Here is a 16,040-nt window from a genome sequence, read left to right as displayed (position 1 = left end):
CGGGCACCGGATTGAGCACACACATACGGAGGTTGACGACCCGTCGGCGTATCCGCCCGATTCCAGGGCGAGTTGGACAGACCGTCACCCTCCGGACAGGGCGAGCCGGCCGGGGTCCCACCCGCCGGCGGACGCCCCCACCTGCGGGGATTCCGCCGGCGAGCGGCCGGACCAGGCGACGGACGGCTGGACGCGCCGGTCAGTCGTTCGCGTTGAGGACGGGCAGATATCCACCGGACTGCCCGGCGGCGAAGGGGTGGTACGACTCGCCGATGTTCAGCCAGTTGAGACTGTGCAGCCAGGCGCTCCCGGAGCAGATCTCGTGTCCGGTGAACTGTCCCGCGACGTCACCGAAGGTGAAGCCGTGATCGGCGGCACGCTTGGCGGTGGCCGCGTTGAGGTAGTCGGCGGCGCCGTTGATGGCGGTGCGCACCTTGTCGCTCAGGCCGACGACACAGCTGCCGCCGATCTTGTAGAAGCGCGGGTAGCCGAGCACGACGACGTGGGCGGAGGGAGCCTTGGCGCTGATCGCCGAGTACACCGAGTCGAGCCTGCCGGGCAGCGTGGAGTCCACGTAGCCGCGGGCGGTGGCGATCCGGTTGAGGCAGGTGGCCTCCGACTGGAGGACACAGGTCGTCATGACATCGGCGAATCCCGCGTCGTTGCCGCCGATGGAGATCGAGACGAGGTCGGTCGAGGAGGTGAGCGGTCCGAGCTGGCTGGCGGTCACGTCGTTGGTGCGGGCGCCCGAGCAGGCGGTGAAGGCGAACGACGAGGGCGCGTGGGCGGCTGCCCAGAGCGAGGGGTACGCGAGGGTGCTGCGCTTGCAGTCACCGCTGGAGCCGATGTAGCTGCCGGAGCCGACCCCCGAGGAGTAGGAGTCGCCCAGGGCGACGTAGTCGACGGCCTCGGACGATGCGGCGTTCGCGGTCGCCGCCCCGGTCAGGGCGATGACGGCGCCGAGCAGGAGCGAGGACGAGAACGCCACGAGTCTGGACATTTTCATGGAATCTCCCTTGGACCGACCAGCAGGATCTCTGCCTACTCAGTGGTAGCAGCAGCGCGCCCGGTTCCGGAAGTGTCCATGCCAAGTTACGTGCGGACGAGCTTGCGGCGGCGGCTCCCTGAGTCGGCGTCACCTCGCCGGGCGGGTCGCGGCGGGGGCCGCGGACCTTGACCGCACGGGGCGGAGCAGGTGACGAAACCTGGGTGCGCCGGACGCCCCCGTGCCGGATCATGGGCCGCATGTCTGCCAACCCCGAGTCCGCTCTGCCGATCCGGCTCACCGTGGACGACAGCGACTCCCCGTCCGACGTCGTCGACGCGCTGTTCCTCGGCCGCTTCGCGACGGGCGAGCAGCCGTACTCGCACAGTTCCTCGTTCGACCGGGTCAGGAAGAGTGCCACGCTGCTGCCCGAGGGGGCGAAGGTCCTGCGCGCCGCCCGCGACGACGACCGCAGTGCCACGCTCGCCGAGGGCGAGGGCTGGACGCTGCTCGTCTCGCGGTGGAACCGGGGCGCCGACGTCACGGTCACCGCGACCAGCGCCGAACTGGCCCGCACGGTCCTCGGCGAGGCCACGGAAGGCGCCCAGGACGAACCGGAGCCCCAGCCCGAGAACGTGACGATGGGCTTCTGGTACGTCTCGCCGCGCCGGGGCCCGTACCGCACGACCCGTCAGATCGCGGCCGGTACGTGGGACGAGGTCAGGTCCAACTACACCGCGCCCGTGGCCGAGGCCATGGACCAGCTGATGAAGGTCACCCCCGACGACATCGCGGGCCGGCTGCTCCTGCTGCACGGGCCCCCCGGGACCGGCAAGACGTCCGCCCTGCGCACGCTGGCCCGGTCCTGGCGGGACTGGTGCCAGGTCGACTGCGTACTCGACCCCGAGCGGCTCTTCAACGACGTCGGCTACCTGATGGACATCGCGATCGGCGAGGACGAGGGCAGCGCGAAGGGCCGCTGGCGGCTGCTGCTCCTGGAGGACTGCGACGAGCTGATCCGCGGCGAGGCCAAGCACACCGCCGGACAGGCGCTGTCGCGGCTGCTGAACCTGACGGACGGTCTGCTGGGCCAGGGCCGCAACGTCCTGGTCGGGGTGACGACCAACGAGGATCTGGAACGGCTGCACCCGGCGGTCGTCCGGCCGGGCCGCTGCCTGGCCCGGATCGAGGTGGGCCCGCTGACCCGCAAGGAGTCGGTGGCCTGGCTCGGGACGGAGGAGGGCCTGGGCCGGGACGCGGCCCGCGAGGGAACGACCCTGGCGGAGCTGTACGCGCTGCGCCGGGGCTCGGCCCCCGCATCGGTCCCCAAGCAGGACTCGGGGGCGGACGCGGGGCTGTACCTCTGAGGTTCCTCGGCGGCAAGGGCCCCGGCGAGCACGCGGCCGGGTCCGCGGACCGCCGCGCCCCCGCGGGCACGCGGCCGGTTCCGCGGGCGACCGAGCCCCTGCGGTGACCAGCAGCAAGGGAGGCCGCACCGTCGCACCGTCGCCCCCACCGGACCGGGATGCCGCGCGCCGGGACGCAGCGGCACCCACCGGCCCCGGCATCACCTCACCCCGCGTACACCGCCCGCACCGCGTCCTCGGCCAGCTCCCGTGCCCGTGCCCGGGACATCCCCAGCCGCCGGGCGTGTTCCGCGTACTCCCGCGCGGCGGCCGCGGCGTGGCGGTCGGCCGCGTCGCCCGCGGCGGCGACGAACGTCCCGTTGCGCCCCCGCGTCTCGATCACCCCGTCCGCCTCCAGGGCGCGGTAGGCCTTGGCGACGGTGTTGGCGGCGAGGCCCAGCTCCTCGGCGAGGCCGCGTACGGTCGGGAGCCGGTAGCCGACCGGCAGCTCCCCCGAGCGGGCCAGCTCGGAGATCTGCGTGCGCAGCTGCTCGTACGGGGCGGTGCCGGCATCCGGGTCAACGGAGATCTTCAGGGTCACGGGCCGATTCTCCCCCACCGCCGGAAATTCGGGGGCGCCCGGGCCGGACCCGCGGGTACGGTCCGGCGCATGACTGTCATCGTGCGCGATTTCCGGCCCGCCGACGCCGAGGACTGGGTGCGGGTGAGACGCGCGGCTCTCCCGTACATGGTCACCACGCCGGAGCAGGTGGTCTTCGACCTGGCCACCGCCCATCCGGACAAGCGGTACCGGCTGCTGGTCGCGGAGGAGGCCGGCGAGATCATCGGGACGGCCCAGGTGGGGCTCGCGTACGAAAGCCCCGAGCCGGGGCAGGCGTTCTGCAACCCGTACACCCACCCGGAGCGGACCGGCCGGGGGGCGGGCACGCTGCTGCTGCGCACGGCCGAGGAGTATCTGGCCCTGGCCGGGGCGACCTCGGTCTACACCTGGGTCCTGGACACCCCCGGCGACCGGGCGTTCGCCGTTGAGCACGGCTACGCGCCGAGCCGGCCGGCGCACTTCCTCCATCTCGACCTGGCGGGCGGCACCCTGCCGCCCCGTCAGGAGCTCCCGGCCGGGGTCGAACTGCGGACCGCCGCCGACTTCGCCGACGACCCGCGCCCGCTCTTCGAGGCGGATGCCGAGACCACCGCGGACGAGCCCAGCGACACACCGGTCCAGCTGTCGGACTACGAGGAGTGGCTCGACGAGACCTGGCGCAGCCCCGGGCTCGACCACCACCTCACCTCGGTCGCGGTGGCCGACGGCGAGGTGGCGGCCTTCAGCGTGGCGGAGACCGACGGCGTGAGCCGCTACTGGTCGGGGATGACCGGCACCCGGCGGGCCCACCGCGACCGCGGGCTGGCCAAGCTCGCCAAGAACGACTCGCTGCACCGGGCGCGCGACGCCGGGTACACCGATGCCTACACCGGCAACGACGCCGGCAACGGTCCGATGCTGGCGATCAACCGCTGGTTCGGCTACGAGATCTGCGCCACGGAGGTGCGCCATGTCCGCACACTCGGCTGATGCCCCGCTGACGGTCGTCCTGGTCAAGGCCGGGAAGACCAAGATCCGCTATCCCGCCGCCCTGGTCGGCGACGACGGCACCCGGGTGGCGGTGAGGGCGCCCTGGGCCGCCCCGGGGGTCCGCGACTTCGGCTTCGTCCGGTTCGAGCCCGGTGACGTCTTCACCGAGTACTACTGGCGCGACGCCTGGTTCGCGGTGAAGGAGGTCCGTACGGGCGGGGGTGAGCTCAAGGGATGGTACTGCGACGTCACCCGCCCCGCCGTGCTGCGGGACGGCGAGCTGCTCGTCGAGGACCTGGACCTCGACCTGTGGGTGTCGGCGGACCGCTCCGTCGTCCTGCGGCTGGACGAGGACGAGTTCGAGGAGAGCGGTCTGACCGGACGCGACCCCGAGGCGGCGAGGGAGGCCGTGGCGGCCCTGGACGAGCTGGAGCGGCTCGCCCGCACGGCGGAGGGGTTCGCCGGGCTGCTCGGCTGAGCGCCCCCACCCGCCGGCGGGGCTCAGCCCACCACCAGCTCCACCTCGTACCCGGCCGCGTCCTCCAGGTACGCGGCCACGTGCCCGTCACCGGCCGCATGCGGATGACGGTCCGTGAAGAGCAGCCGCCAGCCGTGCTCCGGGGCCCGGGCCACCAGCGCGTCCAGGGCGTCCCGGCCCTCGACGTGGAACGCCAGGTGGTTGAGCCCCGGACGCCGTCGTTCGTGCGCGCCGGGGGTCAGGTCGGGCGACTGCTCGATCACCACGTAGCTGTCGCCCCGCCGCCAGCTGCGCCCGTGCGCCCACCGCTGGTACGGGACATGGCCCAGCTCACCGAGGAGCCAGCCCCAGCCCGGCACGGCGGCGGCCAGATCGGGCACCCACAGCTCGATGTGGTGGAGCCGGCCGGTGCGGGCCCCGCCGGCCGGCAGCGGGACGGCCCGCCGGACACCTCGTGGTTCGAACGCGACGGTGTCGCCGTCCTCGTGCCAGTGGATCAGGAAGTGCTCCCCCGCCCGGTAGCCGTCGAGGCCGGCCCGGCAGTACGCGACCATGTCGTCGGGCAGGGCGTCCAGCGGGAACCATTCCAGCTCCGAGCACTTGTCCGGTTCGCGGTTGTACGGCGGCCGGTCCGGGTCGTACGCCGCCTCGAAGAACCAGCCCGTCCGGGGGCTGCCGCCCGGCCCCCGGTGCTGCATGACCAGGGCCGTGCGCAGCTCCTCCGGTTCGAGCGCCACCCCGATCTCCTCGGCCGTCTCGCGGATCACCGCCTCCCGGACGTCCTCACCGTCCTCCACGTGCCCGGACGGGGCGTGCAGCAGCCCGTCCGCGTACCCCGTGCCGGCCCGCCGGGCGAGCAGGACGTCGGAGCCGCGGCGGAGGATCAGATGGACGTCGACGACCTCGCTGTGACGGCGCGGGGGCTCGGCACGCGCCACCAGGGCGTAGCGCTCGTCGTCGACCTCCTTGCCCCAGAGGTCGCGGTCGCCGGAGAGCCGCTCGTGATGGATGCGCTCGGTCAGAGGGGCGAGCAGTGCGGTGAGCCGCCCGGCGGACAGACCGACCCCGTTCCACACGCCTTCGACCAGCACCAGTCTGCCGCCGGGCCGCAGCAGACCGAACCAGTGGCGCAGGACCTCTGCGGGGTCGGGAAGCAGCCACACCACGTGCCGGGCCAGGATCACGTCGAACCGCTGCCTGCCGACCGGCGGCGCGGCCGCGTCCCCGGTCAGCACCTCGGTCCCCGTGCCGGCCAGCTTGGCGCGCGCCTGCTCGACCATGCGGGGCGAGCGGTCCACGGCGGTGACCCGGTGGCCCTGCCCGGCGACGAGCAACGCCAGGCTTCCGGTCCCGCACCCCAGGTCGAGCACCTCGGAGCGCCCTCGGGGCAGCCAGCTCTCCAGGCGCTGCGCCCAGGCGTGCCGGACCACGGGATCGAGCAGGCCGTGATCCGGTTCGTCGTCGAAGGAACCGGCGGCGGAATCCCAGTCGATCGTCGTCATGGACCGATCGTGCCAGCTGCCACTGACAACGGCGGCGGTGTCCCCGGGGGAAGGCCGGTCCCGGACCTGCGGACGGCTGGTCTTAAGCGTTCTTGAGTGGCCCCTTAAGTCCGTCATAACGATCACCGTCAGCCCCTTTCCCGGGCCTTTCCGGGCGCGGGCGAGGGCTAGCTTGCTGTTCCCGGGACGCCCGCCCTCGTTGTGGACCGCTGAAGGAGTTTCGCCGCCATGCCTGCCCTCATCACCGCCCGTCGCAGGGCCGCCGCCGTCGCCGCGCTCGGTGCGGCCCCGCTCGCCCTCACCGTTCTGACCGCTGCTCCGGCCTCGGCGCACGGCTCGCTGACGGATCCGGTCAGCCGGGTCTCGGCCTGCTTCGCCGAGGGGCCCGAACACCCGCGGTCCGCCGCGTGCGTGGCCGCTGTCGCCGCCGGCGGCACCCAGGCGCTGTACGACTGGAACGGCGTCAACATCGCCAACGCCGCAGGCAAGCACCGGCAGTTGATCCCGGACGGCAAGCTGTGCAGCGCGGGCAACGACAAGTTCAAGGGGCTCGATCTGCCGCGCGCCGACTGGCCGGCCAGCGCTGTGAAGGCGGGATCCCACACCTTCCGCTTCCGGGCCACCGCCCCGCACAAGGGTTCCTTCGCGCTGTACCTCACCACCGCCGGCTACGACCCGGCGAAACCGCTGACGTGGTCGGACCTGGAGGAGAAGCCGTTCGCCGAGGCCACCGACCCGGAACTGGTGGACGGTTCGTACGTCTTCGACGGCACCGTTCCCGAGCGGTCGGGGCGTCAGCTGATCTACACCGTCTGGCAGCGGTCGGACTCCCCGGAGGCGTTCTACGCCTGCTCCGACGTGGTCTTCGACGGTGCGGGCGGCAGCGGTGCGGGCGGGAGCGGTGCGGGCGGCAGCGGTACGAGCGGGAGCGGGTCGGTCGCCGCCGTGCCCGCGCCGTCCGCGTCGGCGCCCTCCGAGCAGGAGATCGCCGAGGGCGCGGAGAAGTCCTCGGTCGAGCACGGCGGCCACGGTGACGACGACGCCGGTACGGGCGCGGCCGTCACCGCGGCGGCCGGTCCGGTGGATTCCGGTACGGCCGGCGCGGGCGCCCCGGAGCCGGACAGCGGCTCCGGTGACGCCCCCGTCGCGGGAGCCGACCGGCTCGCCGAGACGGGGGGCGGCGCCGCCACGCGCTACTGGGCCGTGGGAGGCGCGGCCGCGATCGCTCTCGGCGCGGGCGCGCTGCTGGCCTCGGTCCGGCGCCGGGCCGCCGCGGCGGCCCGGCGCTGAGCCTGCCGGTCCGGGGGACCGCCGGTCCTTATCCGAGGACCGAGGCGCAGGTGGTCGGGGTGGCGTGCGCCGGGTCCAGGGCGTTCGCCACCTCGTGGTAGGCGATCTTGTCGGTGGTGCCGATCAGCACGTGCTCGGACAGGTCGACCGGGCACAGGTCCTGGAGCAGGACGTTGTGGACGTCCGGCCCGTTCAGGAACTGTGTCCGGTAGGGGGTCACGACCTCGTCGTACCTGGTCGCGATGACGGTGTAGTGGACGCCGGGAACGGTGTCGGGGACCGAGTTGAGCTTGGTGACGAAGGGTGATCCGGCCACCTGGTCGGCGAGTCCGGGCGCGCCGGCGTCGAGCAGGTCCTCGGCACCGGGGAAGTACGGCAGCAGCTTGGTGAGGCCGAGGAGGGTGGTGCCGTGGTTGTCGGGGGCGATCCCGACCAGGGCGTTCACTTTGGGCCCTCCGCCGAGGAACTTCAGGTAGTAGTTCGGCATCATGCCGCCCTGGGAGTGGCCGACGAGGTCGGCCTTGGGGGCCCCGGTGGAGGCGAGCACCTTGTCGACGAAGACGGCGAGCTGCCCGGCCGACTCGCCGATCGGGCCGAGGCCGTTGAAGAACGGCACACCGGGGAGCCGGCCGTAGTCGAGCGAGTAGACGCAGTAGCCCCGGCTGACCAGGTAGGGGGCGAGGACGAGCCAGTTGTCGACCGAGTTCCCGAAGGTTCCGTGGACCAGCACGACGGGCCGGGGGTGGGCTGCGGAGGGCTTGCAGGAGTAGTCGTTCCAGCCACGGGAGGTGACCGTGGCGGTGGGGGCGGCTGCGGCCGCGGTGGCCGTGGGGGCGGCGACTGCGGCGACGGCGAGGAGGAGTGCGGCGAGGGTGGTCCGCGCCCGTGGGGCACGCGGCGCACGGGTCCAGGGCAGCATCGTGGGGTCTCCTTGCGGCTCAAGGGAGGTGCGATGTCTGTGCGCCCTGCGGCCCGGACCACAAGTTCTGCGACTTTCGATGTGCTCATGCCAACTTACGCGCGAGTAAGATGAGTGGGAAGTTACGCGTCGGTAAAAAACTGACGCGGTGGTGACCGCGGCTCCAGGACGGCCCCGACGCGCGGGTCAGGCCGCGAGCCGCCCGGGCATCACGGCCCGTGGTCCGAATCGGTCCCGCAACCGGTCCGCGACCGCCTCGATCCGCCGCGCCCGTTCGTCGACCGGATCGAAGGTCAGCTGATGCGCGGCCCGTCCGGCCTCGCCGAGCCCCTCGGCGCGCAGCGCGATCCCCCGCACCCGGGCCCGTTGCAGGGCGAACGAGTCATGGATCCGGTAGGCGAGCGCGGTGAGTTCCGCGGAGTGCGCGGTGGGCTCGCGCAGCGTACGGCTGCGGGTCAGCGTCGCGTATCCGGTCCGGTCGGCATAGCGCACGGAGACCGCGAGCGAGCGGCACACCTGCCCCTCGCCGCGCATCCTCGCCCCCAACTCCTCGGTGAGCGACATGAGCGCGCGCCGCTGCCGTTCCCGGTCCAGTTCGTCGCGCGGGAAGGTCCGTTCGGCGGCGAGCGAGCGGGCGGCGGCGTTCGGCACCACCGCAGTGCGGTCGATGCCGTGCGCCCGTTCCCAGAGCTCGCGCCCGGTCCGCACCCCGGCGATCCGCTGCAGGGTGCCGAGCGGGGCGGCCGCGATCCGGCCGACCGAGTCGAGCCCGTACCCGCACAGGGTGCGGGCCGTCGCCGCCCCGACGCCGTCCAGGGCGGCGGCCGGCCGGTCCGCGAGGAAGGCGGCGGCCCCGCCGACGGGCACCACGAAGGTCGTCCCGGGCGCGGCCTGCCGCAACGCCATCCGGGCCAGCATCGGGTTCTCGGCGGCCCCGATCGCGCAGTCCACCCCGTGCAGGGCCAGGGCGCGGACCCGGATCACCGAGGCCAGCCCCGTCACGTCCCGCCCGAAGTAGCGCAGTGCGCCCCGGACATCGGCGAGGGCGCCGTCGGGCGGAGCCGCCTCGACGACCGGGGTGAACGAACCGAGCAGGGCGAGCAGCCCCGGGTAACCGGCGCCGTCCGGGAGGCCGCCGCCGACCCGGCGGAACCGCAGGCAGAGGATTGCGGGCTGCTCGCTCATCCCGCGCTCCCCGGGCTCTGGTGCCACAGCTTCCTTCCGGTGGGCGCTCCCTCACCGGGCGGCTGGAGGTCGGACCAGGGGTTCATCTCGTAGCCGGTGGGCATCCGGATCCGGCGGCCGTCGTCGGCGGGGGACGCCTCCTCCTCCGGAGCGGGCACCTGCGCCAGCCGGGCCGCGACCGCGTCGAGCCCGCCGGTGCGCCGCAGCTCGGCCAGCTCGGCCAGGTTCCAGGCGGCCGCGCCGACCACGCTCAGGCTCCGCGGTCCGCGCCGCTGCACCACCCCGCGCACCAGCAGCAGCCAGGAGTGGAAGACGGTGTACGCGCAGGAGGCGTGACTGTCGTCGAAGAAGGCCACGTCCACCAGGCCCGTACCGTCGTCCAGGGTGGTGAAGACGACCCGTCGGCCGGAGCGGATGGGCGGGGTCTGGGTGGCCGCCTTGGCGCCCGCGACCAGCACGGTGTCCCCGTGCCGAGCCTCGCGCAGCCGCTTGGCCGAGACCGCGCCGAGCTCCTTCAGGAAGGCGTGGTGATCGTCCATCAGATGGCGGGAGACGTCCATGCTCAGCACGCCCAGTTCGGCGCTGAGCCGTTCGGCCTCGTTGAGGTCGGGCAGGCCGATGGAGCCGGTGCGGTGTCCGCCGCCGAGCGGGAGCTGCGCGCCGGCGCCGCCGGAGCCCGCGCTCCGCTGGGCACGGTGGAGTTCGGACAGGTGCAGCAGCAGATCGCGGCGGTTGGCGCCGAACGCGTCCAGCGCGCCCACCTGGGCCAGCCGTTCGGCGGCGGGCTTGCCCGGACGGGCCCGCTGCCAGAAGTCCAGCAGGGAGGTGTAGGGCTGTCCGGCCTCGATCCGGGCGACCTCGGCCTCGCTGATCCCATGGACGTCCGAGAGCGCCAGCCGCAGGCCCCAGGACTCCCCCTTCCCCTTTTCGTCAGACACCAGTTCGATTCGATGGGCGGCCGCAGACCGGTTCACGTCCAGGGGCAGCACCGGCACCCCGCGCCGCCGCGCGTCCGCGAGCAGCAGCCGCTTCGGGTACATCCCCGGGTCGTGGGTGAGCAGCCCGGCGTAGAAGGCCGCCGGGTGGTGCGCCTTCAGCCAGGCCGACTGGTACGTCGGTACGGCGAAGGCCACCGCGTGCGCCTTGCAGAAGCCGTAGCTGCCGAACGCCTCGATGATCTCCCAGGCGCGGGCGATCACCTCCGCGTCGTACCTGCGCGCCGCCGCGTGCTGGGCGAACCAGAGCCTGATCCGGCCCTGCGACTCGGGGTCGGAGAGCCCGCGCCGGACCCGGTCGGCCTCGTCCCGGCCGCAGCCGGTCATGATGTCGACGATCTCGATGATCTGCTCGTGGAAGACCACCACTCCGTACGTCTCGCGCAGCGGTCCCTCCAGGTCGGGGTGCGGATAGCGGACCGGCGCCCGGCCGTGCCGGGCCTCGATGAACGGGCGCACCATGTCGGCGGCGACCGGTCCGGGCCGGAACAGCGAGATGTCGACCACCAGGTCGTGGAAGGTGGCGGGCTGGAGCCTGCCGACCAGATCGCGCTGGCCGGGCGACTCGATCTGGAAACAGCCCAGCGTCTCGGCGGTCCTGATCAGCCGGTACGTCTCCGGGTCGCCCGGCCTCACGGCGTCCAGGTCCACCTCCCGGCCCGAGGCCCGCTTCACCTCCGCGACCGCGTGCGCCATCGCCGACTGCATCCGCACCCCGAGCACGTCGAGCTTGAGCAGCCCGAGGTCCTCCACGTCCTCCTTGTCGAACTGCGCCATGGGGAAGCCCTCGCCGCTGGTGGGCATGACGGGGGTGCGGCGCAGCAGCGAGGCGTCGGAGAGGAGGACCCCGCACGGGTGCATGGCGATGCCGCGCGGCAGGGCGTCCAGCGCCTCCACCAGCTCCCACAGCCGCCCGTACTTCTCCTTCTGACGCGCCACCTCGCGCAGTTCGGGCAGTTCCTCCATGGCCGCGCGGGCGTCGCGGGCCCGGATGTGCGGGAAGGCCTTGGCGAGCCGGTCGGTCTCGGCCGGGTTCATCGAGAGCGCGGCGCCGACGTCGCGGATGGCGTGGCGCACCCGGTAGGTCTCGGGCATGGCCACGGTGGCGACCCGTTCGGCGCCGAAGCGGCCGATGATCGCGCGGTAGACGTCGAGGCGGCGGGCCGACTCGACGTCGATGTCGATGTCGGGCAGCACGAAGCGGCGCTTGGACAGGAAGCGCTCCATCAGCAGCCCGTGTTCGACCGGGTCGGCGTGGGCGATGCCGAGGAGGTGGTTGACCAGCGAGCCGGCCCCGGAGCCGCGCGCGGCCACCCGGACCTTCATCTCCCGTACGTCGTCCACGACCTGGGCGACGGTGAGGAAGTACGAGGCGAAGCCGTGGTGGGCGATGATGTCCAGTTCGTGGTGCATCCGGTCCCAGTACTCGCGCCGGCGGTCGTAGCCGCGCAGCACCATGCCCGCGGCGGCACGCGAGGCCAGCACCCGCTGGGCGGTGCGCCGGTCCGCGCCGACGAGACGCGGTTCGGGGAAGTGGACCGAGCCGAGGCCGATGTCGCCCTGGGGGTCGACCACGCAGGCGTCGGCGGTGTGCCGGGTCTCCGCGAGCAGCCGCGCCCCGGCGCCGGGGCCGAGTCCGGCGGCAGAGGTGATCCGCTCGGCGGTCTCCGCCATCGCGCGGGCGTCCTTGAGCCAGCGCTCACCGCTGTCGAGCGGGGCGCGGCGGGGGTCGACGGGGACGAGCCTGCGGGCGGAGTCGAGCACGTCGGCGACCGGGCCCTGACCCGCGTCGGCGTACCGGACGGCATTGGTCAGCACGGCCCGTACCCCCTGCTCGGCGGCGAAGCCGACGGTACGGGCGGCGAGCCGCAGCGAACCGGGCCCGGTGCCGTCGCGACCGTGGTGGACGGCTTCGAGCCGCAGGTCGTCGCCGTACACCTCCCGCCAGGGGGCGAGCAGGGCGGCGGCCCGGTCGGGGCGGCCGGCGGCCAGCGCCCCGCCCACCTCGGAGGCGGGGCCGAGCAGCACGGTGAGCCCTTCGGCGGGCAGCGCGGAGCGGTCGAGCAGGGGCCGGCCGCCGTCGGCCACGGCCCCGTGGGCGGCGGTGACGAGCCGGCACAGTTCGGCCCAGCCCTGTGCGCCGTCGCGGGCGAGGAAGGTGACCCGGGGCGCCGATTCATCGACGAAGGCGCCCCCGCGGGCCGGGGTCCGCAGCCGGTGCGTACGCCCGTCGCCCTCCGCGCGCCCGGCGGTGGCCACGGCGAGTTCCACCCCGAAGAGCGGCCGTACCCCCGCCCGCTCGCAGGCCTTGGCGAACCGGACCGTACCCGCCAGGGTGTCGCGGTCGGTCAGCGCGAGGGCGTCCATCCCCCGCTCGGCGGCGCGCTCCGCCAGCCGCTCCGGGTGTGAGGCCCCGTACCGCAGGGAGAACCCGGAAACGGTATGCAGATGCGTGAACCCGGGCACCCGCACCTCCTGAACCAATCCGTACTCACCACCCCCTCGCTCTCCACCATAGACCAAGTTTCGAACACTCGTACGATACTCGGCGTGTGAGCCATCCCCGCCCTCCGCCATTCGGCCCGGCCCCGACTGCGTGGACACCGAACACCCCGGACCGTGGGGGCATGACTTTCGCTGACGAGGTGAAGAACGCCGTCACGCCACGGGCCGCCCTGCTCGTCATCGGCGTACTGGCGCTGCAGCTGCTCTTCATCGCGTCCTACATCGGAGCACTCCACGACCCGAAGCCGACGGACGTCCCCTTCGGGGTCGTCGCACCCCAGCAGGTCTCCGCCCGGCTCGTCACCGAACTGGACGGCCTCCCCGGCGGCCCCCTGGACCCCCGGGCGGTCACCGACTCGATCACCGCCCGCCGGCAGATCCTCGACCGCGAGATCGACGGCGCCCTGATCGTCAACCCCAAGGGCACGACCGACACCGTGCTGGTCGCCTCCGGCGGGGGCACCGTCCTGGCCACCTCCCTGACGAAGATCATCAAGAAGGCCGAGTTCACCCGGCACCGCACGGCGCGAACCCTGGACGTGGCCCCGGCCTCGAACCAGGACTTCGACGGGCTCTCCTCGTTCTACCTGGCCGTGGGCTGGTGCGTGGGCGGCTACCTCTGCGCCTCGATCCTGGCGATCAGCGCGGGCAGCCGTCCCGCCAACCGTCAGCGCGCGGTGATCCGGACCGGCGTCATGGCGCTGTACTCGATCGCGGGCGGAATCGGCGGCGCGATCATCATCGGTCCGATCCTCGGAGCCCTGCCCGGAAGCCTCTGGGGAATGGCGGGCCTGGGTGCGCTGACCGTCTTCGCGGTCGGCATGATCACGCTGGCCCTGGAAGCGCTCACCGGCATCGTCGGCATCGGCCTGGCCGTCCTGATCGTGGTGATCGCGGGCAACCCGAGCGCGGGCGGGGCCTTCCCCCTCCCGATGCTCCCGGACTTCTGGCGGGCGATCGGCCCCGCCCTGCCGCCGGGGGCCTCCACCTGGACGGCGCGCTCGATCGCGTACTTCAGGGGCAACGCGGTGACCGGTCCGCTCCTGGTGCTGTCCGCGTGGGCGGTGGTGGGCACGGTCATCACCCTGCTGATGGCGCTGCGGAAGAAGCCGGAGGCGGCGGATGCCGCGGGCATGAGGGCGGCGGGTGGTTCGACACCGGCGTGACAGGGGCCGGCCGCCGCACCCGGACGTGCGGGCGGCGAAGGCGCCCAGGGCCACACCGTCCGGCCGCTGCCGCCCCCGCCCGCGAGCGGGGGCGGCAGCGGCACCCTGATGACCAGCGCTCGACGAACACCGCAATTTCCGGGGCCAGTTGACGAAATCGGTAGCCATGGCAGGTACATGACCGGCATTCTGAGGCGACCTCATAAACCTCATGAGGTGCAGGCCGCCACAGCTCTTCCTCATCCCACGGAGATCGCCCATGCGCCGCCATGTCGCCACCCTGCTCGGCACCGTCGCCCTGTCGCTCCCGCTCGCCCTGCTGCCCGCCGTGTCCGCTTCGGCGGCCCCCGCCGACAAGCCCCAGGTCCTCAGCTCCTGGACCCAGACGAGCGCCTCCAGTTACAACGCCTGGAACGCCGCCCGCAACAACCAGGGCGCCTGGGCCGCCTACGGCTTCGACTGGTCGACGGACTACTGCAGCACCTCGCCCGACAACCCGTTCGGCTTCCCCTTCCAGACGGCCTGCGCCCGCCACGACTTCGGCTACCGCAACTACAAGGCGGCCGGCACGTTCTCCGCCAACAAGGCGCGCCTCGACTCCGCCCTCTACTCGGACCTCAAGCGCGTCTGCGCCGCCTACTCCGGCGCCACGCTGACGTCGTGCAACGCCACGGCCTGGACGTACTACCACGCGGTCGACATCTTCGGCGTCGCGCCGGCCAAGACGGACTCCGCGAGACTGTCCCCGGCCGCCTGACCATCCCGCGCCTCTGAGGCCCAGGGCCCGAGGAGACACGGGAATGGCCCCCGGCGACGCCGGGGGCCATGCGTCGCCGCGGAACGGTCAGCCGATCTGCGCCCCGAACGCCGCCAGTGCCTCCGGCACCGGCTGGAAGAACGTCTCGCCGCCCGCCGAGCAGTCGCCGCTGCCGCCCGAGGTCAGCCCGATCGCCGTGTCACCGGCGAAGAGCGAGCCGCCGCTGTCGCCGGGCTCGGCGCAGACCGTCGTCTGGATGAGCCCGTTGACGATGTCGCCGTTGCCGTAATTGACCGTGGCGTCCAGCCCGGTCACCTCCCCGTCGTGCACCTGGGTGGTGGACCCGCTGCGGGTCACCGTCATCCCCACGGTCGCCGCGCCCGCCTTGGTGATCGGCTGGGCGGAGCCGTTGTAGAGGTCGACCTCGCTGGGGTGCGCCGTGTCCGCGGTGTACTTCACCAGGCCGTAGTCGTTGCCGGGGAACGACGAGCCCGCGTTCGTACCGATCTCCGCGCCGCCCTGGGAGTCCGACCAGCTGGAGATCGCCTCGGTGCAGTGTCCGGCGGTCAGGAAGTACGGCTCGCCGCCCTTGACCACGTTGAAGCCGAGCGAGCAGCGCCCGCCGTTGCCCCAGATGGCGTCCCCGCCCGCGATGAACGGCTTGAACTCCCCGGCGGTCCTCTTGAGCGCGGCCTTGCCGCCCAGGCCCTCGACCACCGAGCTGAGCTGCTGCCAGGCCGCGTCGCCGACCGTACGGTCCGCGGTGACGACCACCTTGTTGCTGAGGGGGTCGACGGCCCATGAGGTGCCGGGGATCGCGGCCCGGCCGGCCAGGGTCCGGCGGGCCGACGTCAGGTCGGCCAGCGAGTTCGGCACGATTCTGGCTTTTCCGCCCGCCTGCCGCACCTGCTCGGCGGCGGCCTCGTCGACCACGTTCACCACGAGGTTCTTGTGGGTGGCGTCGTAGTACGCGCCCGCCGCGTCGGCGCCCAGGTCCTCGCCCAGACCGGTGGCGAGCTTTCCGGCCGCCACCGCGTCGAGCGTGCGCGCCGAGAACTGCGGCACGTCGTCACTGGCGTTCGCACTCTGGAACGTCACTCCTGCCGCGACCAGGGCGGCCGCGGCCGATCCGGCCAGCACTGCGCGCTTCCCGGACATGCGTCGATGCTTCAACTTCGACCTCCTGTGGGGCCGCGCGCGGATGATGTGGGGTCGCCCGTACGCGGAGGATGGGGCGCCCACTATTCCGACCGGACGGATCGCACACAAGGACGACTTCAGGACGCACACACGACACCACCCGTTCACCCCCGTCACGTTC

The 16,040-nt window shown here is 73.1% G+C and carries 13 protein-coding genes; 6 read left to right on the top strand and 7 right to left on the bottom strand.

The features are described from left to right. Nucleotides 1-199 precede the first annotated feature (199 nt). The gene (locus ABZ454_RS28710) at nt 200-1,006 is read right to left on the bottom strand and encodes an SGNH/GDSL hydrolase family protein (RefSeq protein ID WP_356320959.1); all 807 of its coding nucleotides are present in this window, start codon (nt 1,004-1,006) and stop codon (nt 200-202) included. Between the two features lie 230 nt (nt 1,007-1,236). Between ABZ454_RS28710 and ABZ454_RS28705 the strand changes: the two genes are divergently transcribed. Next, a complete protein-coding gene (locus ABZ454_RS28705) occupies nt 1,237-2,352 on the top strand; it encodes a DUF5925 domain-containing protein (protein ID WP_359542197.1) in 1,116 nt (371 codons plus the stop codon). A 205-nt stretch (nt 2,353-2,557) separates the two neighbouring features. On the opposite strand, the gene ABZ454_RS28700 is transcribed toward ABZ454_RS28705, so the two are convergent. Then, a complete protein-coding gene (locus tag ABZ454_RS28700) occupies nt 2,558-2,932 on the bottom strand; it encodes a GntR family transcriptional regulator (protein ID WP_359542194.1) in 375 nt (124 codons plus the stop codon). A gap of 69 nt (nt 2,933-3,001) precedes the next feature. On the opposite strand from ABZ454_RS28700, the gene ABZ454_RS28695 reads away from it, so the two are divergent. After that, nucleotides 3,002-3,922 (top strand): GNAT family N-acetyltransferase, encoded by a 921-nt coding sequence (locus ABZ454_RS28695; protein ID WP_359542192.1) that lies wholly within the window; start codon nt 3,002-3,004, stop codon nt 3,920-3,922. Then, complete coding sequence (locus tag ABZ454_RS28690) at nt 3,903-4,400, top strand: DUF402 domain-containing protein (protein WP_356320965.1); 498 nt, start codon at nt 3,903-3,905, stop codon at nt 4,398-4,400. Before ABZ454_RS28695 ends, ABZ454_RS28690 begins: the two co-directional genes overlap by 20 nt. Before the next feature lie 23 nt (nt 4,401-4,423). Here ABZ454_RS28690 and ABZ454_RS28685 read toward each other — a convergent pair whose 3' ends face one another. Next, nucleotides 4,424-5,902 (bottom strand): trifunctional class I SAM-dependent methyltransferase/NUDIX hydrolase/VOC family protein, encoded by a 1,479-nt coding sequence (locus tag ABZ454_RS28685; protein ID WP_359542191.1) that lies wholly within the window; start codon nt 5,900-5,902, stop codon nt 4,424-4,426. A gap of 228 nt (nt 5,903-6,130) precedes the next feature. Here ABZ454_RS28685 and ABZ454_RS28680 point away from each other — a divergent pair, with 228 nt between their 5' ends. Then, the gene (locus ABZ454_RS28680) at nt 6,131-7,192 is read left to right on the top strand and encodes a lytic polysaccharide monooxygenase (protein ID WP_359542190.1); all 1,062 of its coding nucleotides are present in this window, start codon (nt 6,131-6,133) and stop codon (nt 7,190-7,192) included. A 28-nt stretch (nt 7,193-7,220) separates the two neighbouring features. Here the strand turns inward: ABZ454_RS28680 and ABZ454_RS28675 are convergent, their stop codons facing one another. The 3 genes from ABZ454_RS28675 to ABZ454_RS28665 form a co-directional block, all read right to left on the bottom strand. Then, entirely contained in the window at nt 7,221-8,111 is an 891-nt protein-coding gene (locus tag ABZ454_RS28675; protein ID WP_359542188.1) for an alpha/beta fold hydrolase, read from the bottom strand. A gap of 186 nt (nt 8,112-8,297) precedes the next feature. Beyond that, nucleotides 8,298-9,296 (bottom strand): hypothetical protein, encoded by a 999-nt coding sequence (locus ABZ454_RS28670; protein WP_356322580.1) that lies wholly within the window; start codon nt 9,294-9,296, stop codon nt 8,298-8,300. Then, complete coding sequence (locus ABZ454_RS28665) at nt 9,293-12,757, bottom strand: DNA polymerase III subunit alpha (RefSeq protein WP_359542187.1); 3,465 nt, start codon at nt 12,755-12,757, stop codon at nt 9,293-9,295. The genes ABZ454_RS28670 and ABZ454_RS28665 overlap by 4 nt, the downstream gene beginning before the upstream one ends. A 161-nt stretch (nt 12,758-12,918) precedes the next feature. On the opposite strand from ABZ454_RS28665, the gene ABZ454_RS28660 reads away from it, so the two are divergent. Together ABZ454_RS28660 and ABZ454_RS28655 are read left to right on the top strand one after the other, a co-directional pair. Then, entirely contained in the window at nt 12,919-13,962 is a 1,044-nt protein-coding gene (locus ABZ454_RS28660) for a DUF3533 domain-containing protein (RefSeq protein ID WP_356322582.1), read from the top strand. Between the two features lie 259 nt (nt 13,963-14,221). Further along, on the top strand, nt 14,222-14,719 hold the full coding sequence (locus tag ABZ454_RS28655) for a phospholipase (RefSeq protein ID WP_356322583.1): 498 nt from the start codon (nt 14,222-14,224) through the stop codon (nt 14,717-14,719). 87 nt (nt 14,720-14,806) lie between these two features. Here ABZ454_RS28655 and ABZ454_RS28650 read toward each other — a convergent pair whose 3' ends face one another. After that, entirely contained in the window at nt 14,807-15,892 is a 1,086-nt protein-coding gene (locus ABZ454_RS28650; protein ID WP_356322584.1) for a S1 family peptidase, read from the bottom strand. Nucleotides 15,893-16,040: the final 148 nt, after the last annotated feature.

The sequence above is a fragment of the Streptomyces sp. NPDC005803 genome (genome assembly GCF_040630435.1).
Classification (GTDB): Bacteria; Actinomycetota; Actinomycetes; order Streptomycetales; family Streptomycetaceae; genus Streptomyces.
Note: the sequence above shows the minus strand (reverse complement) of the source record. Positions and strands in the feature narration are given on the sequence as shown.

Coding starts and splice junctions, on each gene's coding strand:
- ABZ454_RS28710 (WP_356320959.1), bottom strand. CDS start 1,006: ATGAAAATGTCCAGACTCGTGGCGTTCTCGTCCTCGCTCCTGCTCGGC.
- ABZ454_RS28705 (WP_359542197.1), top strand. CDS start 1,237: ATGGGCCGCATGTCTGCCAACCCCGAGTCCGCTCTGCCGATCCGGCTC.
- ABZ454_RS28695 (WP_359542192.1), top strand. CDS start 3,002: ATGACTGTCATCGTGCGCGATTTCCGGCCCGCCGACGCCGAGGACTGG.
- ABZ454_RS28690 (WP_356320965.1), top strand. CDS start 3,903: ATGTCCGCACACTCGGCTGATGCCCCGCTGACGGTCGTCCTGGTCAAG.
- ABZ454_RS28685 (WP_359542191.1), bottom strand. CDS start 5,902: ATGACGACGATCGACTGGGATTCCGCCGCCGGTTCCTTCGACGACGAA.
- ABZ454_RS28680 (WP_359542190.1), top strand. CDS start 6,131: ATGCCTGCCCTCATCACCGCCCGTCGCAGGGCCGCCGCCGTCGCCGCG.
- ABZ454_RS28675 (WP_359542188.1), bottom strand. CDS start 8,111: ATGCTGCCCTGGACCCGTGCGCCGCGTGCCCCACGGGCGCGGACCACC.
- ABZ454_RS28670 (WP_356322580.1), bottom strand. CDS start 9,296: ATGAGCGAGCAGCCCGCAATCCTCTGCCTGCGGTTCCGCCGGGTCGGC.
- ABZ454_RS28660 (WP_356322582.1), top strand. CDS start 12,919: ATGACTTTCGCTGACGAGGTGAAGAACGCCGTCACGCCACGGGCCGCC.
- ABZ454_RS28655 (WP_356322583.1), top strand. CDS start 14,222: ATGCGCCGCCATGTCGCCACCCTGCTCGGCACCGTCGCCCTGTCGCTC.